At 71.1% G+C, this 14,933-nt stretch carries 14 protein-coding genes; all 14 read left to right on the top strand.

What is annotated here, in order from left to right; all coding sequences use genetic code 11:
* Window positions 1-179: 179 nt before the first annotated feature.
* The 14 genes from ACFU95_RS01355 to pqqE all read left to right on the top strand — a co-directional run bounded on the left by ACFU95_RS01355 (window position 180) and on the right by pqqE (window position 14,579).
* A complete protein-coding gene (locus ACFU95_RS01355; protein WP_383820024.1) occupies window positions 180-881 on the top strand; it encodes a CDP-alcohol phosphatidyltransferase family protein in 702 nt (233 codons plus the stop codon).
* Between the two features lie 120 nt (window positions 882-1,001).
* Window positions 1,002-1,982, top strand: coding sequence for an NAD-dependent epimerase/dehydratase family protein (locus ACFU95_RS01350; protein WP_383820020.1), 981 nt, complete (start codon window positions 1,002-1,004; stop codon window positions 1,980-1,982).
* A 29-nt stretch (window positions 1,983-2,011) separates the two neighbouring features.
* Window positions 2,012-3,214, top strand: coding sequence for a glycosyltransferase family 4 protein (locus ACFU95_RS01345; protein WP_383820017.1), 1,203 nt, complete (start codon window positions 2,012-2,014; stop codon window positions 3,212-3,214).
* Between the two features lie 155 nt (window positions 3,215-3,369).
* On the top strand, window positions 3,370-4,803 hold the full coding sequence (locus tag ACFU95_RS01340; RefSeq protein ID WP_383820016.1) for a hypothetical protein: 1,434 nt from the start codon (window positions 3,370-3,372) through the stop codon (window positions 4,801-4,803).
* Window positions 4,800-6,434 (top strand): hypothetical protein, encoded by a 1,635-nt coding sequence (locus ACFU95_RS01335; protein WP_383820013.1) that lies wholly within the window; start codon window positions 4,800-4,802, stop codon window positions 6,432-6,434. The genes ACFU95_RS01340 and ACFU95_RS01335 overlap by 4 nt, the downstream gene beginning before the upstream one ends.
* A complete protein-coding gene (locus tag ACFU95_RS01330; protein ID WP_383820011.1) occupies window positions 6,431-7,978 on the top strand; it encodes an oligosaccharide flippase family protein in 1,548 nt (515 codons plus the stop codon). The genes ACFU95_RS01335 and ACFU95_RS01330 overlap by 4 nt, the downstream gene beginning before the upstream one ends.
* A gap of 122 nt (window positions 7,979-8,100) precedes the next feature.
* Entirely contained in the window at window positions 8,101-9,603 is a 1,503-nt protein-coding gene (locus ACFU95_RS01325) for a fibronectin type III domain-containing protein (protein ID WP_383820008.1), read from the top strand.
* Window positions 9,603-10,088: an adenylyltransferase/cytidyltransferase family protein gene (locus tag ACFU95_RS01320; RefSeq protein ID WP_383820005.1), complete on the top strand. Its 486-nt coding sequence runs from the start codon at window positions 9,603-9,605 to the stop codon at window positions 10,086-10,088. The genes ACFU95_RS01325 and ACFU95_RS01320 overlap by 1 nt, the downstream gene beginning before the upstream one ends.
* 160 nt (window positions 10,089-10,248) lie before the next feature.
* Window positions 10,249-11,334, top strand: a complete 1,086-nt coding sequence (locus ACFU95_RS01315) for a PQQ-dependent sugar dehydrogenase (protein WP_383820003.1) — start codon at window positions 10,249-10,251, stop codon at window positions 11,332-11,334.
* Window positions 11,335-11,406: 72 nt separating this feature from the next.
* Entirely contained in the window at window positions 11,407-11,547 is a 141-nt protein-coding gene (gene pqqA, locus ACFU95_RS01310) for a pyrroloquinoline quinone precursor peptide PqqA (RefSeq protein ID WP_383820447.1), read from the top strand.
* An 8-nt stretch (window positions 11,548-11,555) separates the two neighbouring features.
* Complete coding sequence (gene pqqB, locus ACFU95_RS01305; protein ID WP_383820001.1) at window positions 11,556-12,455, top strand: pyrroloquinoline quinone biosynthesis protein PqqB; 900 nt, start codon at window positions 11,556-11,558, stop codon at window positions 12,453-12,455.
* Complete coding sequence (gene pqqC / locus ACFU95_RS01300; protein WP_383819998.1) at window positions 12,452-13,189, top strand: pyrroloquinoline-quinone synthase PqqC; 738 nt, start codon at window positions 12,452-12,454, stop codon at window positions 13,187-13,189. Before pqqB ends, pqqC begins: the two co-directional genes overlap by 4 nt.
* Complete coding sequence (gene pqqD / locus ACFU95_RS01295) at window positions 13,186-13,464, top strand: pyrroloquinoline quinone biosynthesis peptide chaperone PqqD (RefSeq protein ID WP_383819996.1); 279 nt, start codon at window positions 13,186-13,188, stop codon at window positions 13,462-13,464. Before pqqC ends, pqqD begins: the two co-directional genes overlap by 4 nt.
* Window positions 13,461-14,579: a pyrroloquinoline quinone biosynthesis protein PqqE gene (gene pqqE, locus ACFU95_RS01290; RefSeq protein WP_383819994.1), complete on the top strand. Its 1,119-nt coding sequence runs from the start codon at window positions 13,461-13,463 to the stop codon at window positions 14,577-14,579. Before pqqD ends, pqqE begins: the two co-directional genes overlap by 4 nt.
* The last annotated feature ends 354 nt before the right edge of the window (window positions 14,580-14,933 follow it).

The raw sequence follows: 14,933 nt of genomic DNA, 5'->3' as shown, positions 1-14,933 counted from the left end.
ACAATCCCGCTGGTCGGATCAGGTGAAGTGGGCCGGGGCGCCTACGTTCTGGCCATCGGCTCCCGTCTCGGACGGCCGTCCGTGTCCCGCCGCCGCGTCAGCCACGGAAGGGCGTCGACGAGGGCATTCGGCACGGGCATGTGGTGATCCGTCCGCCCGTTCACGCGCGAGGTCAGGGAATGGATTTCTCCAGCACGCTGCGGCAGCTCTCGAAGGCGCAGAAACCGCCCCGGGGGGTTTCCGTATACGCGCGGTTCGTCAACCGGCCGGCCGGCCGGCTGCTCGCGGCAGCGGCGTACCGTATCGGACTCTCGCCCAACCATGTGACGGCCGTCAGCGCGCTGATCACGTTCGCGGGTCTGTCCGCGACGGCTCTGCTCACGCCTTCGCACCTGCTGGGACAGTGTGTCGCCCTCGCGCTGCTGCTCGGCTTCGCGCTGGACTCGGCGGACGGTCAGCTGGCGCGGCTGCACCGGTCGACCAGTCTGTCCGGAGAGTGGCTGGACCATGTGGTGGACTGCGCGAAACTCCTGGGCGTCCACGCGGCGGTGCTGATTTCCTTCTACCGCTTCTTCGACCTGCCCGGTCCAGCGCTGCTGCTCCCGGTCCTCTTCCAGTTCGCCGCTGTCCTGCTGTTCTTCGGGGGGATTCTCACCGAACAGCTGAGAAGACAGAGAGGGGACGTGTCCGCCGGGCCGGTGCCCGTGCCGTCCGCTGTCCGTGGTGTGGCGCTGCTGCCCGTGGACTACGGCCTGTTGTGCCTGAGCTTCCTGTTCCTGGGGAGCCAGAAGCTCTTCCTCGCGGTGTACGTGGTGCTGCTCGCGGCCCACGTGGTGCTGCTGCCGGCGTTCCTGGCCAAGTGGCTCCGGCAGCTTGCCTGACGCCGACGCGGACCGAGGCATCCGGGGTCTGCGATGCGGAAACACGCGGCATTTCGCATCAAAAGGTGCAAAAAGTGACTAGCCTTCCAGGCGGATTCCGGCTTTCCAGAAGGAGCTGCCATGAGCAAGCAGGTGGACGTCGTTGTCGCGGGAGGCGGAGGATTCATCGGTGGGCACCTCGCGGCCGACCTCCTGGCCCAGGGGCTGACCGTCCGGTGCGTCGACATCAAGCCGCAGCACGAGTGGCATCAGGTGCACGGCGCCGCCGAGAACGTCGTCGCCGACCTGTCCCTCCTGGGCGACGCCCGCGCCGCAGTCCGGAACGCCGGCCAGGTGTACATGCTGGCCGCCGACATGGGCGGCATGGGATTCATCGAGAACCACAAGGCCGCCTGCATGATGTCGGTGCTGACCAGCACCCACATGCTCAAGGCCGCGCACGAGGCCGGCGTCGAGCGCTACTTCTACTCCTCGTCCGCCTGCGTGTACGCCGCCGGCAAGCAGACCGCCTCGAACGTCACCGCGCTGAAGGAGGAGGACGCCTACCCGGCGCAGCCCGAGGACGGCTACGGCTGGGAGAAGCTCTTCTCCGAGCGCATGTGCCGCCACTTCGAGGAGGACTACGGGTTCACCTGCCGCATCGCGCGCTACCACAACGTGTACGGCCCCGCGGGCACCTGGACCGGAGGCCGCGAGAAGGCTCCGGCGGCCGTGTGCCGCAAGATCGCCGAGGCGGTCCTCTCCGGCGCGCACCGGATCGACATCTGGGGCGACGGCCGGCAGACCCGTTCCTTCATGTACATCGACGACTGCCTCCACGGCACGCAGATGCTCATGCGCGGGAGCAGCAGTGTCCCCGTCAACATCGGCTCCTCCGAGCTGGTCACCATCAACCAACTGGTCGACCTCGTCGAGGAGATCGCGGGCATCCGCTGCGAGCGCAAGTACCAGCTGGACGCGCCGCAGGGCGTCCGTGGCCGCAACTCCGACAACCGCCTGGTCCGCGAACTCCACGGCTGGGAGCCGTCGATCCCGCTGGCCGAGGGGCTGGAGAAGACCTACGCCTGGGTCTACGACCAGGTCAAGCTCGCCCGCTCCTGACCTTCGAACCGCGGCCGGGAGAACAGCCGATGAGGATCCTCGTCCACGACTACAGCGGACACCCGTTCCAGGCCCAGCTCTCCCGTGAGCTGGCCCGGCGCGGCCATGACGTCGTTCACTCGACCTGCCCGGCCTATGTCTCCGGGAAGGGCGACCTCGCCGGGGACCCGGTCGCCGGCCTCCGCTTCGTCACCATCGGCGACCGCGTCGTGCTCGACAAGGCCGCCTACGTCCGGCGCCTCTTCCAGGAGACCCGGCTGGGCCTGGAACTATCCCGGCAGGTACGGCGGGAGAAGCCGGACGTGGCGATGCTGGGGAACCTGCCGATCCCGACCCTGGCCGTGGCGGCGGCGGCGCTGAAGGCGCTGCGCATCCCCTGGGTGCTGTGGCATCAGGACATCACCGCCGTCGCCCTCAAGAGCTTCGCCGCCGCCGGTGTGTCGAGGCTGATGGGCATCGCCGCCAGGGTGTTCGAGCGGGGCGAGAAGTGGGCGGCGCGGCGCGCCTCCGCGATCGTGGTGATCGCCGACTCCTTCGTGCGGATCCACCGGGAGTGGGGCACCGCCCACAAGGTCACCGTCATCCCCAACTGGGCGCCGCTGGACGAGATCCTCCCGGTGGACCGCGCCAACGCGTGGTCGCGGGAGCACGGCCTCAGCGGCGTCAGGACCGTGCTCTACTCGGGCACCATCGGCCTCAAGCACCACCCCGCCCTGCTGGTGCGGCTGGTCGAGACGCTGCGCGAGCAGGGCGAACGGGTCCGCCTCGTCGTCGTCAACGACGGCCCGGCCGTCCCGGTGATCAAGGAGGCCGCGGCCGCCCGGGGCGTCGATCTGACGCTGTTGCCCTTCCAGCCGTACGAGCGGCTGCCCGAGGTGCTGGGCACCGGCGATGTGCTGGTCGTGCTGCTGGCGGCGGACGCCGGGGAGTTCTCGGTCCCCTCCAAGACGCTGTCGTATCTGTGTGCCGGACGCCCCGTGCTGGGCCTGATGCCGGCGGACAACCTGGCGGCGCGGCTGCTCCATCAGGCCGGCTCCGCGGTCTTCGCTCCGCAGGAGTCCTCGCTGCCCGACGCGGCCACATGGGTCCGCGAGGTCCTGAACGACCCGGTGCGCGCGGAGGCGCTGGGCAAGGAGAGCCGGGCACTGGCCGAGCGGGAGTTCGCCCTGGAAGGGTGCGCCTCGCGATTCGAGGAAATTCTGCGAGCGGTGCGCCGCACCAACGACAATTAAGTATTGTGAATTCATAGCAATTTACGTCAAGTGAAAACGCCCTCTGAAATGCGGGAGATCGGCCCGGCCTTCAGGCTATAAATCTATCGGCGCCGATTTATTCAGTTTGACCGCTCATTCGGGGGTGCAGAGTGCTGGGTAGTCAAAAGCGTTGCGTGGCAGCCGTGTGCTGCTGGGCCTTCCTTTTCATCGCCCTCCTGCCGGCCCTGATCCTCCAGGCCATCGACACGCGATTCGGGGCGGCACTCGCCGCGCAGTGTGTGGTCGTGGCACACAGTGGAGGGGCACTCGCCAGGGTGCTCACCGCCACGTCGGTGCGTCTGGTCGCCTTCGGATTCTGGCTCTTCGTCTACGTGTGGCTCGGACTGGCGCCGCTCGCGATGCTCGCCACCGACGCCTACCCGCTGGAATACCGCACGGGTGAGACGACCGCCTTCGCGGCCGCCGCGCTGACCGAGGTCGGGCTCCTCGCCTACACCGCGGGGGCGGCGCTGGCCGCCGGCCGTGAGAACGGCACGTCCTTCGTGTGCGAACCGCTGCTGTCCCGCAGGCTCGCCCCGCTGCCCGTACTCCTGCTGTGCGGCCTCTCGCTCGTGCTCGCGGCCGTGTTGATCCCCGGGCAGGAAGGGGGCATCAGCGCCTACTTCACCAGCAGGCAGGCGCTGCGGCAGTCGGGCGACGAGGCGGATCTCGCGCACGCGCTGCGCGTCTGGGCCCTCGCCGTCCCCGCCTTCTGGGCCGCTGTGGCCCTGGTCCACCTGCCCCGCCGACCTGCGGGCGACCGCGTGCTGCGCGCGCTGCGGTGGATGCTGCTGCCGCTCCTCCTCGCGCTCAACGTCGTCGTCAACAACCCGATCAGCAGGCCGCGCTTCTGGGCCGGCACCGTCCTTCTGGTGCTGCTTTTCTCATGGCGTCGGTTCAGCACCCCGAAGGCTTTTCGGGTCACGGCTGTGGGGCTGACCACCGTGGTGCTTTTTGCTTTTCCGTACAGCGACTACTTCCGTTACGACGAACGTGAAGCGGTGGAGGTCGTGGCGCTTGCGGAGCAGTTCAGCTCCAACATGGATTACGACGCTTTTCAGCAAATGCAGACAGGTATCGACTATGTACAGGAAAACGGCTTCTCGCCGTCGGCCGCCCTGGGACCCGTCCTGTTCATGGTGCCTCGCTCCATGTGGCCCGACAAACCACAGACCACGGGCATCGAACTCGCCGACTACGCCGGCTACGACTTTCACAACCTTTCCGCGCCGCTGTGGATCGAGAGTTATCTGTGGGGCGGTGCGCCGTGCGTCCTCGCCGTCTTCTCCCTGCTGGGCGCGGCCGGACGGCGGATGGACGACATCAGGGAACGGCTGCGCGACCGGCAGGGCACGCTGGCGGCTCTGCTGGTCCCCGCCTACGCCTTCTACCAGTTGATCTTCCTGCGCGGCAGCCTCATGGCGATCGTCGGACCCCTGCTGCTGCTCCTGACCGTTCCGCTCCTCATCACCACCCGTGCCGCCGTGCCGTCCCGGTTCCCGTCACCGGTGCGGCCGCCCGCGACCACCGGCCCCGCGCCCATCCCCGGACACAGGAGGCATCCGTGACCAGCCCCGCCGGCTTCGACGATCGGTACGACGACCCCGACCAGCTGCGCGACCAGATGCGCCTGCTGTTGAGGTACCGCGCGACCATCGCGCTGGGTGTGGTCCTCGGCCTGCTCGGCGGACTGGTCCTGGTCCTGCTGCGCGCGGGCAGCTACTCGTCCACCAGCGAGGTGCTCGTCCGCCCGCGGACGGACCCCTTCAGCACGTTCGGAGTGGCCGCCGACAACCAGGTGAGCATGGGCACGGAGCTCCAGATCGCGCTCAGCGCGACCGTCGCCGCCCGGGCGGCGACCGCTCTGCGGCAGCCCTCCCGCGCGGACGCGCTGCTGACGGACCTGCGCGTGACGAACCCCCGGGACACCCAGGTGCTCCGCTTCGAGTACACGGCGGGCACCCCGACGCGTGCGGCCCGCGTGACCAACGCGTTCGCGCGGGCCTACCTCGTCGATCGCCAGGACCGCTCCGAGGCGTCGGTCACGCGGATGGCCGCCGGCCTGGAGCGGCAGATCACCGATCTCACCAAGCGGGTCATCGCGATGAAGTCCGGCGGGTCCTCGGCCGGCACCGCGGGCATGCAGCAACAGATCGGCATTCTGCAGAAGCGGGTCTCGGACATCAGGACCTACGACACCTCCGGTGGTGAGTTCGTCCGCCGGGCCGAGCCGCCGGTCCGGCCCTCGGGACCGGGCCCCGCCTGGCTCGTCGCGTTCGGCCTGATCGGCGGTCTGGTCCTGGGCGTCGTACTCGCCTGGCTGCGCTCCGCACTGGAGCCGCGGGCACGCTCCGTCGGCGAGGTCCAAGGGGCGCTCGGCGCCCCGGTGCTGGGCATCCTCCCGGCCCCCGACACCGAGGGCGACCTGCTGGAGGTCGGCCGGGCCGACGGCTCCCGCGCGGAGGCGTACCGTGCCCTCGCCTTCCGGCTGCGGGGCGGCGACGGCCATACGGCCGTGGGCTCGCTCATGGTCGTGGCGCCGGCCGCGTCGAGGCGCGCCTCCGGCACGACGGAACGAGGCGCCGAGGCCGTCGCCGTGAATCTCGCCGCCGCTCTCGCCGAGTCGGGGGACGACGTACTGCTCGTGGACGCCACCGCCCACGCCCCCGGCCTGCCGACACGACTGCCGCTGTCGGCCGGCGAGGCCGTGCCGGCCGACGTCCCCGAGGGCGCGGTGGTCGTCGACGCGGGCACCGCCGGGCGCTTCACGCTCTGCCCCGACAGCCGCGCCTTCACCGGCGACGACAGGCGGGGGGCCCCGACGGTGGCGCGCGTTCTGTCGGGCGCCCACGCCGGCAGGCAGGTGCTCTTCCTGACCCCGCCCCTGCCGGAACACGCCGACGGGCTGGCGCTCGCCCGACGCGTGGACGGCGTGCTCGTGGTGGGCGGCCTGGGCGACGTCAGGCGCGACGACCTCAAGGGGGTGCGCGAGTCGATCAGCTGCTCGGGAGGGCACATCGTGGGCGCGGCGCTCCATCAGGTGACCCGCCCCGGCCTGCTCCGCCGTGTCCTGGACAGCGGCTGGGTGCGTCGTGCGACGGGGCGGACCCCGGCCACGACGCTGCCCGGACCGGCCGAAGACGCCGTGGCGAAGCCGACCGCGCCGGCGCAGGACGACACACTCAGCGTCTCCCGGTGAGCGCCTCCGGTACGGCTGCCACGGCCACCGGCGCGACCACCGCCGCCCGGTCCGGGGTGGCGGCCACCGCGAGGGGCGGGTGGTGGGGCTTTCTGGGCTCGGCCGTCAACGCGGTCTTCGGCTACGTCCTGGTCACCCTGGTCACCCGAGGGCTCGGGGCGTACGGGGCCGGTGCGGTGTTCACCGGCGTCGCGGCCTTCACCATCCTGTGCAACACCTGCAAGCTCGGTGCCGACACGGGGCTGGTGCGCTTCGTCTCCGGCGACCTGGCCACCACCGGCGGCCGCAAGGTGGGCGCACTGCTGCGCAGCGCGGTCATGCCCGGAGCCGTGGCGAGCACCGTGATCGCCGCGCTGCTGTTCCTGTCGCCCTGGACGGCCACCTCGCTGCTGCCGAACCTCGCCCCGGACGACGCGGTGACCCTGGTCCGGCTGTTCGCCGTGTTCCTCCCGATGGCCACGGTCACCCTGATCCTGCTGGGCGCCACCCAGGGCCACGGCACCGTGCTCCCGTTCGTCGGTGTCGAGCAGATCGGCAAGCCGGTCCTGCGGGTGCTGATCGCCGTACCGGTCGTGCTGCTGGCTCCAGGTGTGCTGAGTCTGGCCGCCGCCTGGCTGGTGCCCTCGCTGGCCGGCTTCCTGGTCGCCTGGCTCGCGGTGCGCCGATGCCGCCGGACCAGCCCGGCGGCCACCTCGGGAGGGGAGACCGCCGCCGCCCGGCGGGGGTTCTGGGCCTTCGCCGCGCCACGGGCGGTCTCCTCCGTCTTCGACATCAGCGCGGTCTGGGTGGGCGTCGTCCTGCTGTCCGGCCTGGCGACCAGTGAAGAGGCGGGCATCTACACCGCCGTAGGCCGTGTCGTCATCGCGGCGACTCTGCTCCAACTCGCCATCCGGCTGGCCGTCGCTCCCGAGATCAGCCGTCTCCTCGCCGTGGGCGACCTCCCCCAGGCCTGCCATCTGCACCGTGTCTCGACGCGCTGGATCGTGCTGTTCTCCTGGCCGCTGCTCGTCCTGCTCACAAGCTTCCCGGGCACGGTCCTGTCCCTGTTCGGGCCGGAGTTCGTGCGGGGGACGGACGCCCTGGTGGTGCTCTGCGTCGCCTCGGCGGTCAACGTCGGGGTCGGCAACGCCCAGACCGTGCTGCTCATGGCGGGCAAGAGTTCCTGGCATCTGGCGGTCACCGGTGTCGCCTTCACGGTGCAGCTGACGGTCGGCCTCCTGGCCGTGCCCCGGCTGGGCGTTCTCGGCGCCGCGCTGTCCTGGGGGGCGGCGACCGTCGTCGAGAACCTCGTCTCCGCCGCCCTGGTGCGCCGGCATCCGGGCTTCACGATCATCGACCGCGGATACCTCCTCGCGACGGTCACCGGCCTGTGCCTCACGGTGCCGCTGGTCCTTCCCGCGAGGCTGCTGGCAGGCGACACCGCCGCCGGACTTGCCGTCGCGGTCGTCATGGGAATGTCCGCGTTCGGAATAAGTCTGTGGCGATTCAGCACACCTTTGGGGGTGCGTGAACTCGTCGGTGTGCTGCGCGAACGCGCCACATGAGGCCGTCTCGGAACCGGGACCGCCCGCCATCTCCCTCTCTCATCACCCGTACTCGCTGCAACCCGGGAAGTTCCATGCGCCTCAGAAAAGGCACGAAAAGGGGGGCCACCACGGCTTCGGCTGTGGCCCTCCTGGCGGCCGCCTCGCTCATCACCGCGTCGGCCTCGGCAGCCGACACCGACGAAAAGACCCTGACCGCCGACCCGCTGGCGACCTGGCAGACCGACGGCATCGTCTGGTCGCTGGAGTACGCGAACGGCGTCGTGTACGTCGGCGGGACCTTCAACAAGGTCCGCCCGCCGGGCGCGAAACCCGGTCAGCGGGAGGTCGCACGCAAGAACTTCGCCGCGTTCGACGCCAGAACCGGCCGACTCCTGCCGTGCGCCCTGCCGTTCTCCGGCGCCGGGAACACCGTACGGGCGCTGAAGGCGTCGCCCGCCGACGCGGTGCTGTACGTCGGCGGCTCGTTCACCAAGGCCGGCCGGGCCTCGGTGGCCAGTGCGGTCGCCCTCAACACGGCCGGCTGCTCGCTGCGCAAGGATTTCCGTCCGACGATGTCGTCGTTCGTCCGAGCCATCGAGGTCACGGACAACGCGGTCTACCTGGGGGGCGACTTCACCCGCGTCAACGGCCGGGAGAGGGAGCGCGTCGCCGCGCTGACCTCCAGTGGTTCGCTGCTGCCGTTCAAGGCGGAGATCGACGGCCCCGTACGGGCCCTCCTCGCCGCGCCCGAATTCGGCAAGCTCCTCGTCGGCGGCAACTTCAACATGGTCAACGGCGACCTGGAGCGGTCGCTCGTCGCCCTGCGCCCCGTCACCGGCAAGACCGTGCTCTCGTACCCGGACTGGCTGCCGTTGAGATCCTCCGTGCAAGCGCTGACCCGCGACGCGACCAACTTCTACGTGGCGGCCGAAGGCAGAGGCACCGGCATCTTCGACGGCCGCCTCGCCGGCCGCCTCGGGGGCGGCGAGATGGTGTGGAAGGACACCTGTCTGGGCGCCACCCAGGCCGTCGCCGTGCACAACGGCGTTCTGTACAGCGGATCCCACGCCCACAACTGCCGGGACACACCGGGCGGCTTCGACGAGGGCCACTTCCGCCAGCACTTCCTGGCCCAGTCGGTCCGTGACCGGCACATCCTGCACTGGTTCCCCGACACGGACGGAGGGACCGGCGAGGGCAACGGCCCCCGCGCGCTGAAGATGGCCGGACAGATCCTCTGGGCGGGCGGTGAGTTCACCACCGTCAACGACAGACCGCAGCAGAGCCTGACCCGCTTCACGGCAGGGCCCGACCGGGGCGCCCCGCAGGAGCCGCCCCAGCTGCGGGGCTCGGCCTCGCGCACCGGCCGGGTCACCCTCACCTGGCGTGCCGCATGGGACCGGGACAACGCGGAGCTGAAGTACCTGATCTACCGGGACGGCAAGCTCGTGGCCTCGCCGACGCGGCGCTCCACGGAGTGGAACCGCCCCACGATGAGGTACACGGACTCCGTCACCCCCGGCTCCCGCCACCGCTACCGCATCGCCGTCACCGACGGCCAGAACGCCTCGGCCAGGTCGAAGGCGCTCGTGGTCGCCGCGGTCGGCGCGGTCGGCGCCGAGCGTACGAAGGCAAGGCGTTGATGGGAGAACGACTCGGCTACGCGCCGGGGGTCTTCGACCTCTTCCACGTGGGCCATCTGAACATCCTGCGCCGGGCGCGCGGGCACTGCGACCGGCTGGTCGCCGGCGTCTGCTCCGACGAACTCGTGGTGCGCCTGAAGGGCCGGCCGCCCGTCGTACCGCTCGCCGAGCGACTGCAGATCGTCCGCAGTGTGCGCTATGTGGACGAGACCTTCGTAGCGACCGTGGACGACAAGATCGAGATCTGGAAGGAGGTCGGCTTCGACGTCATCTTCAAGGGTGACGACTGGCTGGGCACGGACGTCTGGACGACGCTCGAAGCCGAGTTCGCCAGGGTCGGGGTGCAGGTCCTCTACTTCCCCTACACCGTGCACACGTCCAGCACGCTGCTGCGGGAGGCGCTCCGCATGCTCGCCCTCCAGAACCCTCCCGGGCCGCTCACGGGGCAGCTCGCCGGACCCCGCCCAGGAGGAACGGAGAGCTGACCCGGATCCGTTGACCGGGGTGGCCGGCGGGTCCGTCGACGCTTCGGACCCGCCGGCCGTCTCTGCGCCCTGCCGGGCAACTCACCCTCGTAGCTCACTCCGTGTGGCATCGGGGTCACATGTTGTGAAGATTGTCTGTATGACAGACATGGGCCGCCCAATGCGGCATTCATCCCGGATCGGTAGAGCGTCGATCGCCGCCGCGACCGCGGTTCTGACGGTGAGCCTGTCCCAGCCGGTGGCCGCCGCCCCGAACGCCGCCGACGGTGGTGCGCCCACGGGCGTCAAGACCCTGTCGACGGGATGGCAGACCCCCTGGGGCATCTCGTTCCTGCCGGACGGGCGGACGGCGCTGGTGACCGAGCGGCTCTCCTACCAGGTCCACAGCCTTGACCGCGACGGCACCAAGAAGCGGGTCGGCGAAGTGCCGTACACGGTCCCCGAGCCGTACGAGCAGGGCGCCGGCGGGCTCCTGGGCGTGGCCCCGTCACCGACGTGGGACGGCAAGAAGGACAAGCGGGTCTTCTTCATGCACACCACGAGGAGCGAGACCCGGGTCGTCCGGATGGACTACGACGGCAGGTCACTCGGCAACTACAAGCCGCTGCTCACCGGCATCCGACGGGGCGGCGACCACAACGGCGGCAGGATCGCCTTCGGCCCCGACAAGTACCTCTACGTCTCGACCGGCGACGCCCTTCAGCGCAACCTCGCGCAGAACAAGAACTCGCTGAACGGAAAGATCCTCCGGATCACGATGACCGGCGCTCCCGCTCCCGGCAACCCGTTCGGCAACCGCGTGTACAGCTACGGCCATCGCAATCCGCAGGGTCTGGCGTGGGACCGCAAGGGCCGGCTCTGGTCGGCGGAGATCGGGCAGGAGGCGAGGGACGAACTCAATCTGATCAAGCGGGGAGCCAACTACGGCTGGCCCACCTGTGAAGGGCCCTGCGCCGTCAAGGGCATGAGCAACCCGAAGGCCACCTTCACCCCGGCCAAGGGCGTGCCCGCCCAACTCGCCATCGTGCGCAACGTCATCTACGTCTCGTCGCTGCGCGGCAAGCGGCTGTGGCGCGTCCCGATCGACGGGAACCGTGAGCGCCTCGGCGCGAAAACCGCCTTCTACTCCGGCACCTATGGCCGGCTGCGCGCCATCGCCAAGGTTCCCGGCGTGGACGAACTGTGGGTCGGCACCAGCGACCGGGGAAACGGCAAGAACCTGATCCTCCGCGTCCCCATCAAGTGACGTCGGCCTCCCGTCACCTCGACCCCGAGCCACCCCCGCCCGAGTCACCCCCGACAGAAGGGACGTATGACCATGCACGAGACCAAGGAACAGCTGAAGCCGGTCGGGCAGACCGCCTCGCAGCAGACGGACGACGCCACCTGGCAGACCCCCGCCTGCGAGGTCGTCGACACCGCCCTCGAGGTCACCGCCTACTCCCTCACCAACCGCTAGCCGTCGCCATGCTGCTGCTGGTACTCGGCACCGCCGCCGGCGGCGGCATCCCGCAATGGAACTGCGCGTGCCCCGGGTGCTCCGGGGCACGCGCCCACCCGCACCGCGGCCGCCGGCACGCCTCGCTCGCCGTACGGACGGGGGAGGGGCGCTGGTACCTCGTCAACGCGACACCCGACATCGGAGACCAGATCGAAGCCCGGCCCGAGCTCCGGCCCGGACCCGGCCCCCGGCAGACCCCGGTCGCCGGAGTGGTCCTCACCGACGCCGAACTCGACCACACCCTGGGCCTCGCCCGGCTGCGTGAGGCGGCCCGGCTCCAGGTGACCGCGACGGCCCCGGTCCGGCAGGCGCTGCTGGACCGCCTGCGCCTCGGCGAGGTGCTGGCGCCGTACACCGACGTGACCTGGCGCGAGCTGCCCGCACGCGGCGCCGAGCCGTTGGACCCCGCATCTCCCGGCCTCCTGATCAGCGGCATCCCGGTCTCCGGGAAGCGCCCGCGGTACGCCGCCGACGCCCCGGACGACGACGCCTGGGTCGTCGCGCTGCGCCTGTACGACCCGGTCTCGGGCGCCTGCGCCCTCTACGCCCCGGCGCTCGCAGCCTGGCCCGACCCTCTCCAGCAGGCCGCCGCCGAGGCCGACTGCGTCATCGTCGACGGCACCTTCTGGGACGACGAGGAGCCCCGCCGCACCGGCATCTCCTCCCGCACCGCCACCGGCATGGGGCACCTGCCCATCGAGGGACCGGGCGGCACCGCCGAACGGCTCGCCCCCCTCGCCGCCCGGCGTCTGTACACCCACCTCAACAACACCAACCCCCTCGTCGACCCGGCGGCACCCCAGCACAAGCGGCTCGCCCGGCTGGGCATCGAGGTGGCGCACGACGGGATGGTGATCGAGCTTTGAGCACCGCGGCCGCGAACCCGAGACCCGCCCCGCTTCCGGAGCCATGGAGCCCCGCGGAGTTCGAGGCACGACTGCGCGCGGTGGGGGAGGAGCGCTACCACCACCGGCACCCCTTCAACATCCGGATGCACGGCGGCGACCTCAGCCCGGCGGAACTGCGCCGCTGGATCGTCAACCGCTTCCACTACCAGCGCCACATCCCCGTCAAGGACGCCCTGATCACCGCCAAGCTGGACAGCCCCGAGCTGCGCCGGATGTGGCTGCGCCGCATCCAGGACCACGACGGGCCCGAGGAGGGCGAGGGCGGTATCGAGCGGTGGCTGCGGCTCGGTGAGGCGGCCGGCCTGGACCGCGAGACGCTGACGCGCGCCGACTCCGTGCTGCCGGGCGTCCGGCTGGCGGTCGACGGATACGTCAACTTCTGCCGCCTGCGCCCGCCCCTCGAAGCCGTCGCCGCCTCACTCACCGAGCTGTCCGCCCCGGACCTGATGCGTACCCGCATCGACGCCTTCGAGCGCCACTACCCGTGGATCGACCCCGAGGGCCTCGCCTACTTCCGGGCCCGGGTCTCCCAGGGGCGGCGCGACAGCCGGGAGGCGCTCGACCTGGTGCACGTCTGGGCCCGCGACCGGGACGACCAGGAGCGTGCCGTGGCCGCGCTGCGCTTCAAGTGCGAGGTCCTGTGGTCGCTGCTGGACGCCGTGGACCGGGCCGGCCGCCGGGAGCAGGAGTGAGCGCGCCCGCGGTGCCCGGGACGGACTGGCGGCCCAGGCTGTCCCCCGCCATCGTGCGGCGGCACGACCCCGTACGCGACGCCGACCTGCTGCTCCTCCCGGAACGCGTCGGCGTCCTGACCGGCTCGGCCGCAGCGGTCGTCGGCCTGTGCGACGGCACGCGCAGGGTGGACGACATCGTCGAGGTGTTGACGGATGCCTTTCCCGGCGCCCCGGTGGCCGCCGAGGTCCCCCCGTTCCTGGCACGGCTGCGCGAGGAGGGGTGGCTGAGATGACCCCCGTCGATCCGCCCCCCGCCCGCCCGTGGGCCCTGCTGGCCGAGCTCACCCACGCCTGCCCGCTGCACTGCGGCTACTGCTCCAACCCCCTTGAACTGACCCGCCGTTCGCGCGAACTGGCCACCGGACAGTGGACGGACGTGATGCGCCAGGCGGGCGAGCTCGGCGTCGTCCAGACCCATCTCTCGGGCGGCGAGCCGCTGCTGCGCCGGGACCTGGACCAGATCGTCACCGCGGCCGAGACCGCCGGCCTCTACACCCAGCTCGTCACCAGCGGCGTCGGCCTGGACCGGGCCCGTCTCGCCGCCCTCGCCGACGCCGGGCTGAAGAGCGTCCAGCTGTCGGTGCAGCACGCCGACCCGCGCGCCTCGGACCGGATCGGCGGCCGCCGCTCCTTCGCCGAGAAGGAACGCGCCGCCGAGCTCGTCCGGGCCGCCGGCCTTCCCCTCGGCCTCAACGTCGTCCTGCACCGCGAGAACCTCGACGCCGTCGACGCCCTCGTCGAGCTGGGCGTGTCCTGGGGCGTGGACCGCATCGAGCTGGCCAACGTGCAGTTCTACGGCTGGGGTCTGCTCAACCGCGCCGCGCTGCTCCCCACCCGCGACCAGCTCGCCGGCGCGCGGGACGCGGTGGCCCGATGGCGGGAGCGGCTCACGACGGGTCCCGAGCTGGTCTGGGTCGTCCCCGACTACTTCGACGGCGTCGCCAAGCCCTGCATGGGCGGCTGGGGAGCGGTCTCGCTCACCGTCACCCCGGACGGCACCGTCCTGCCCTGCCCGGCCGCCGCCTCGCTGCCCGGCCTGGACCCGCCGAACGTCCGGGACCATCCCCTGGAGTGGATCTGGGATCACTCCAAGGCGTTCGACCGCTACCGCGGGACCGACTGGATGGCCGACCCCTGCCGCAGCTGTGCCCGCCGTGACGAGGACTTCGGCGGCTGCCGCTGCCAGGCGTACGCGCTCACCGGGGACGCGGCCCGTACGGACCCCGCGTGTCGGCTGTCCCCGGATCACGGGCTGGTCCGGGCGCTGGCGGACGGAAGCGCCGACGCGACCGCCCGGATCAGGCGGCGCGTTCCCGGTCGGTCCGGGGGCACGGGCGCCCGGGTTTGACCTACGTCACCCTCGGGGTATTCTCTCCGGCTCGATTGGCCAGCCCCCTGCCCCATATGGCAGACTGTCCGAGTTGCTCGGTCGAGTGTTGATGCTGCGCGCCTCCCGCCGGGAGGACCGAAAGCGAGTCCCACAGTACTCGTCGCCCTAACTGCCGCAAGGCAGCGCTGGGGCGGACGTACGGGAATCTTTCGGGAAGTGTCAGTGCGGCGCCGGCCAGGCACCCGGTGGGCCTTCCGCCCCCGGCTTGCGGTTCCGGAAGGGCCGTGCTCCCAGACAAGGGATGTTCGAACAAGGGGCATCTGTGTCAGCGAGAGCGCGACACGCCCGACCGCGTGGGTCGGAGGAGCGGGT

The sequence above is a fragment of the Streptomyces sp. NPDC057623 genome, from assembly GCF_042800355.1.
Lineage (GTDB): Bacteria > Actinomycetota > Actinomycetes > Streptomycetales > Streptomycetaceae > Streptomyces.
The sequence above is the reverse complement of the archived record's forward strand: the minus strand, read 5'-3'. Positions and strand labels throughout refer to the sequence as shown.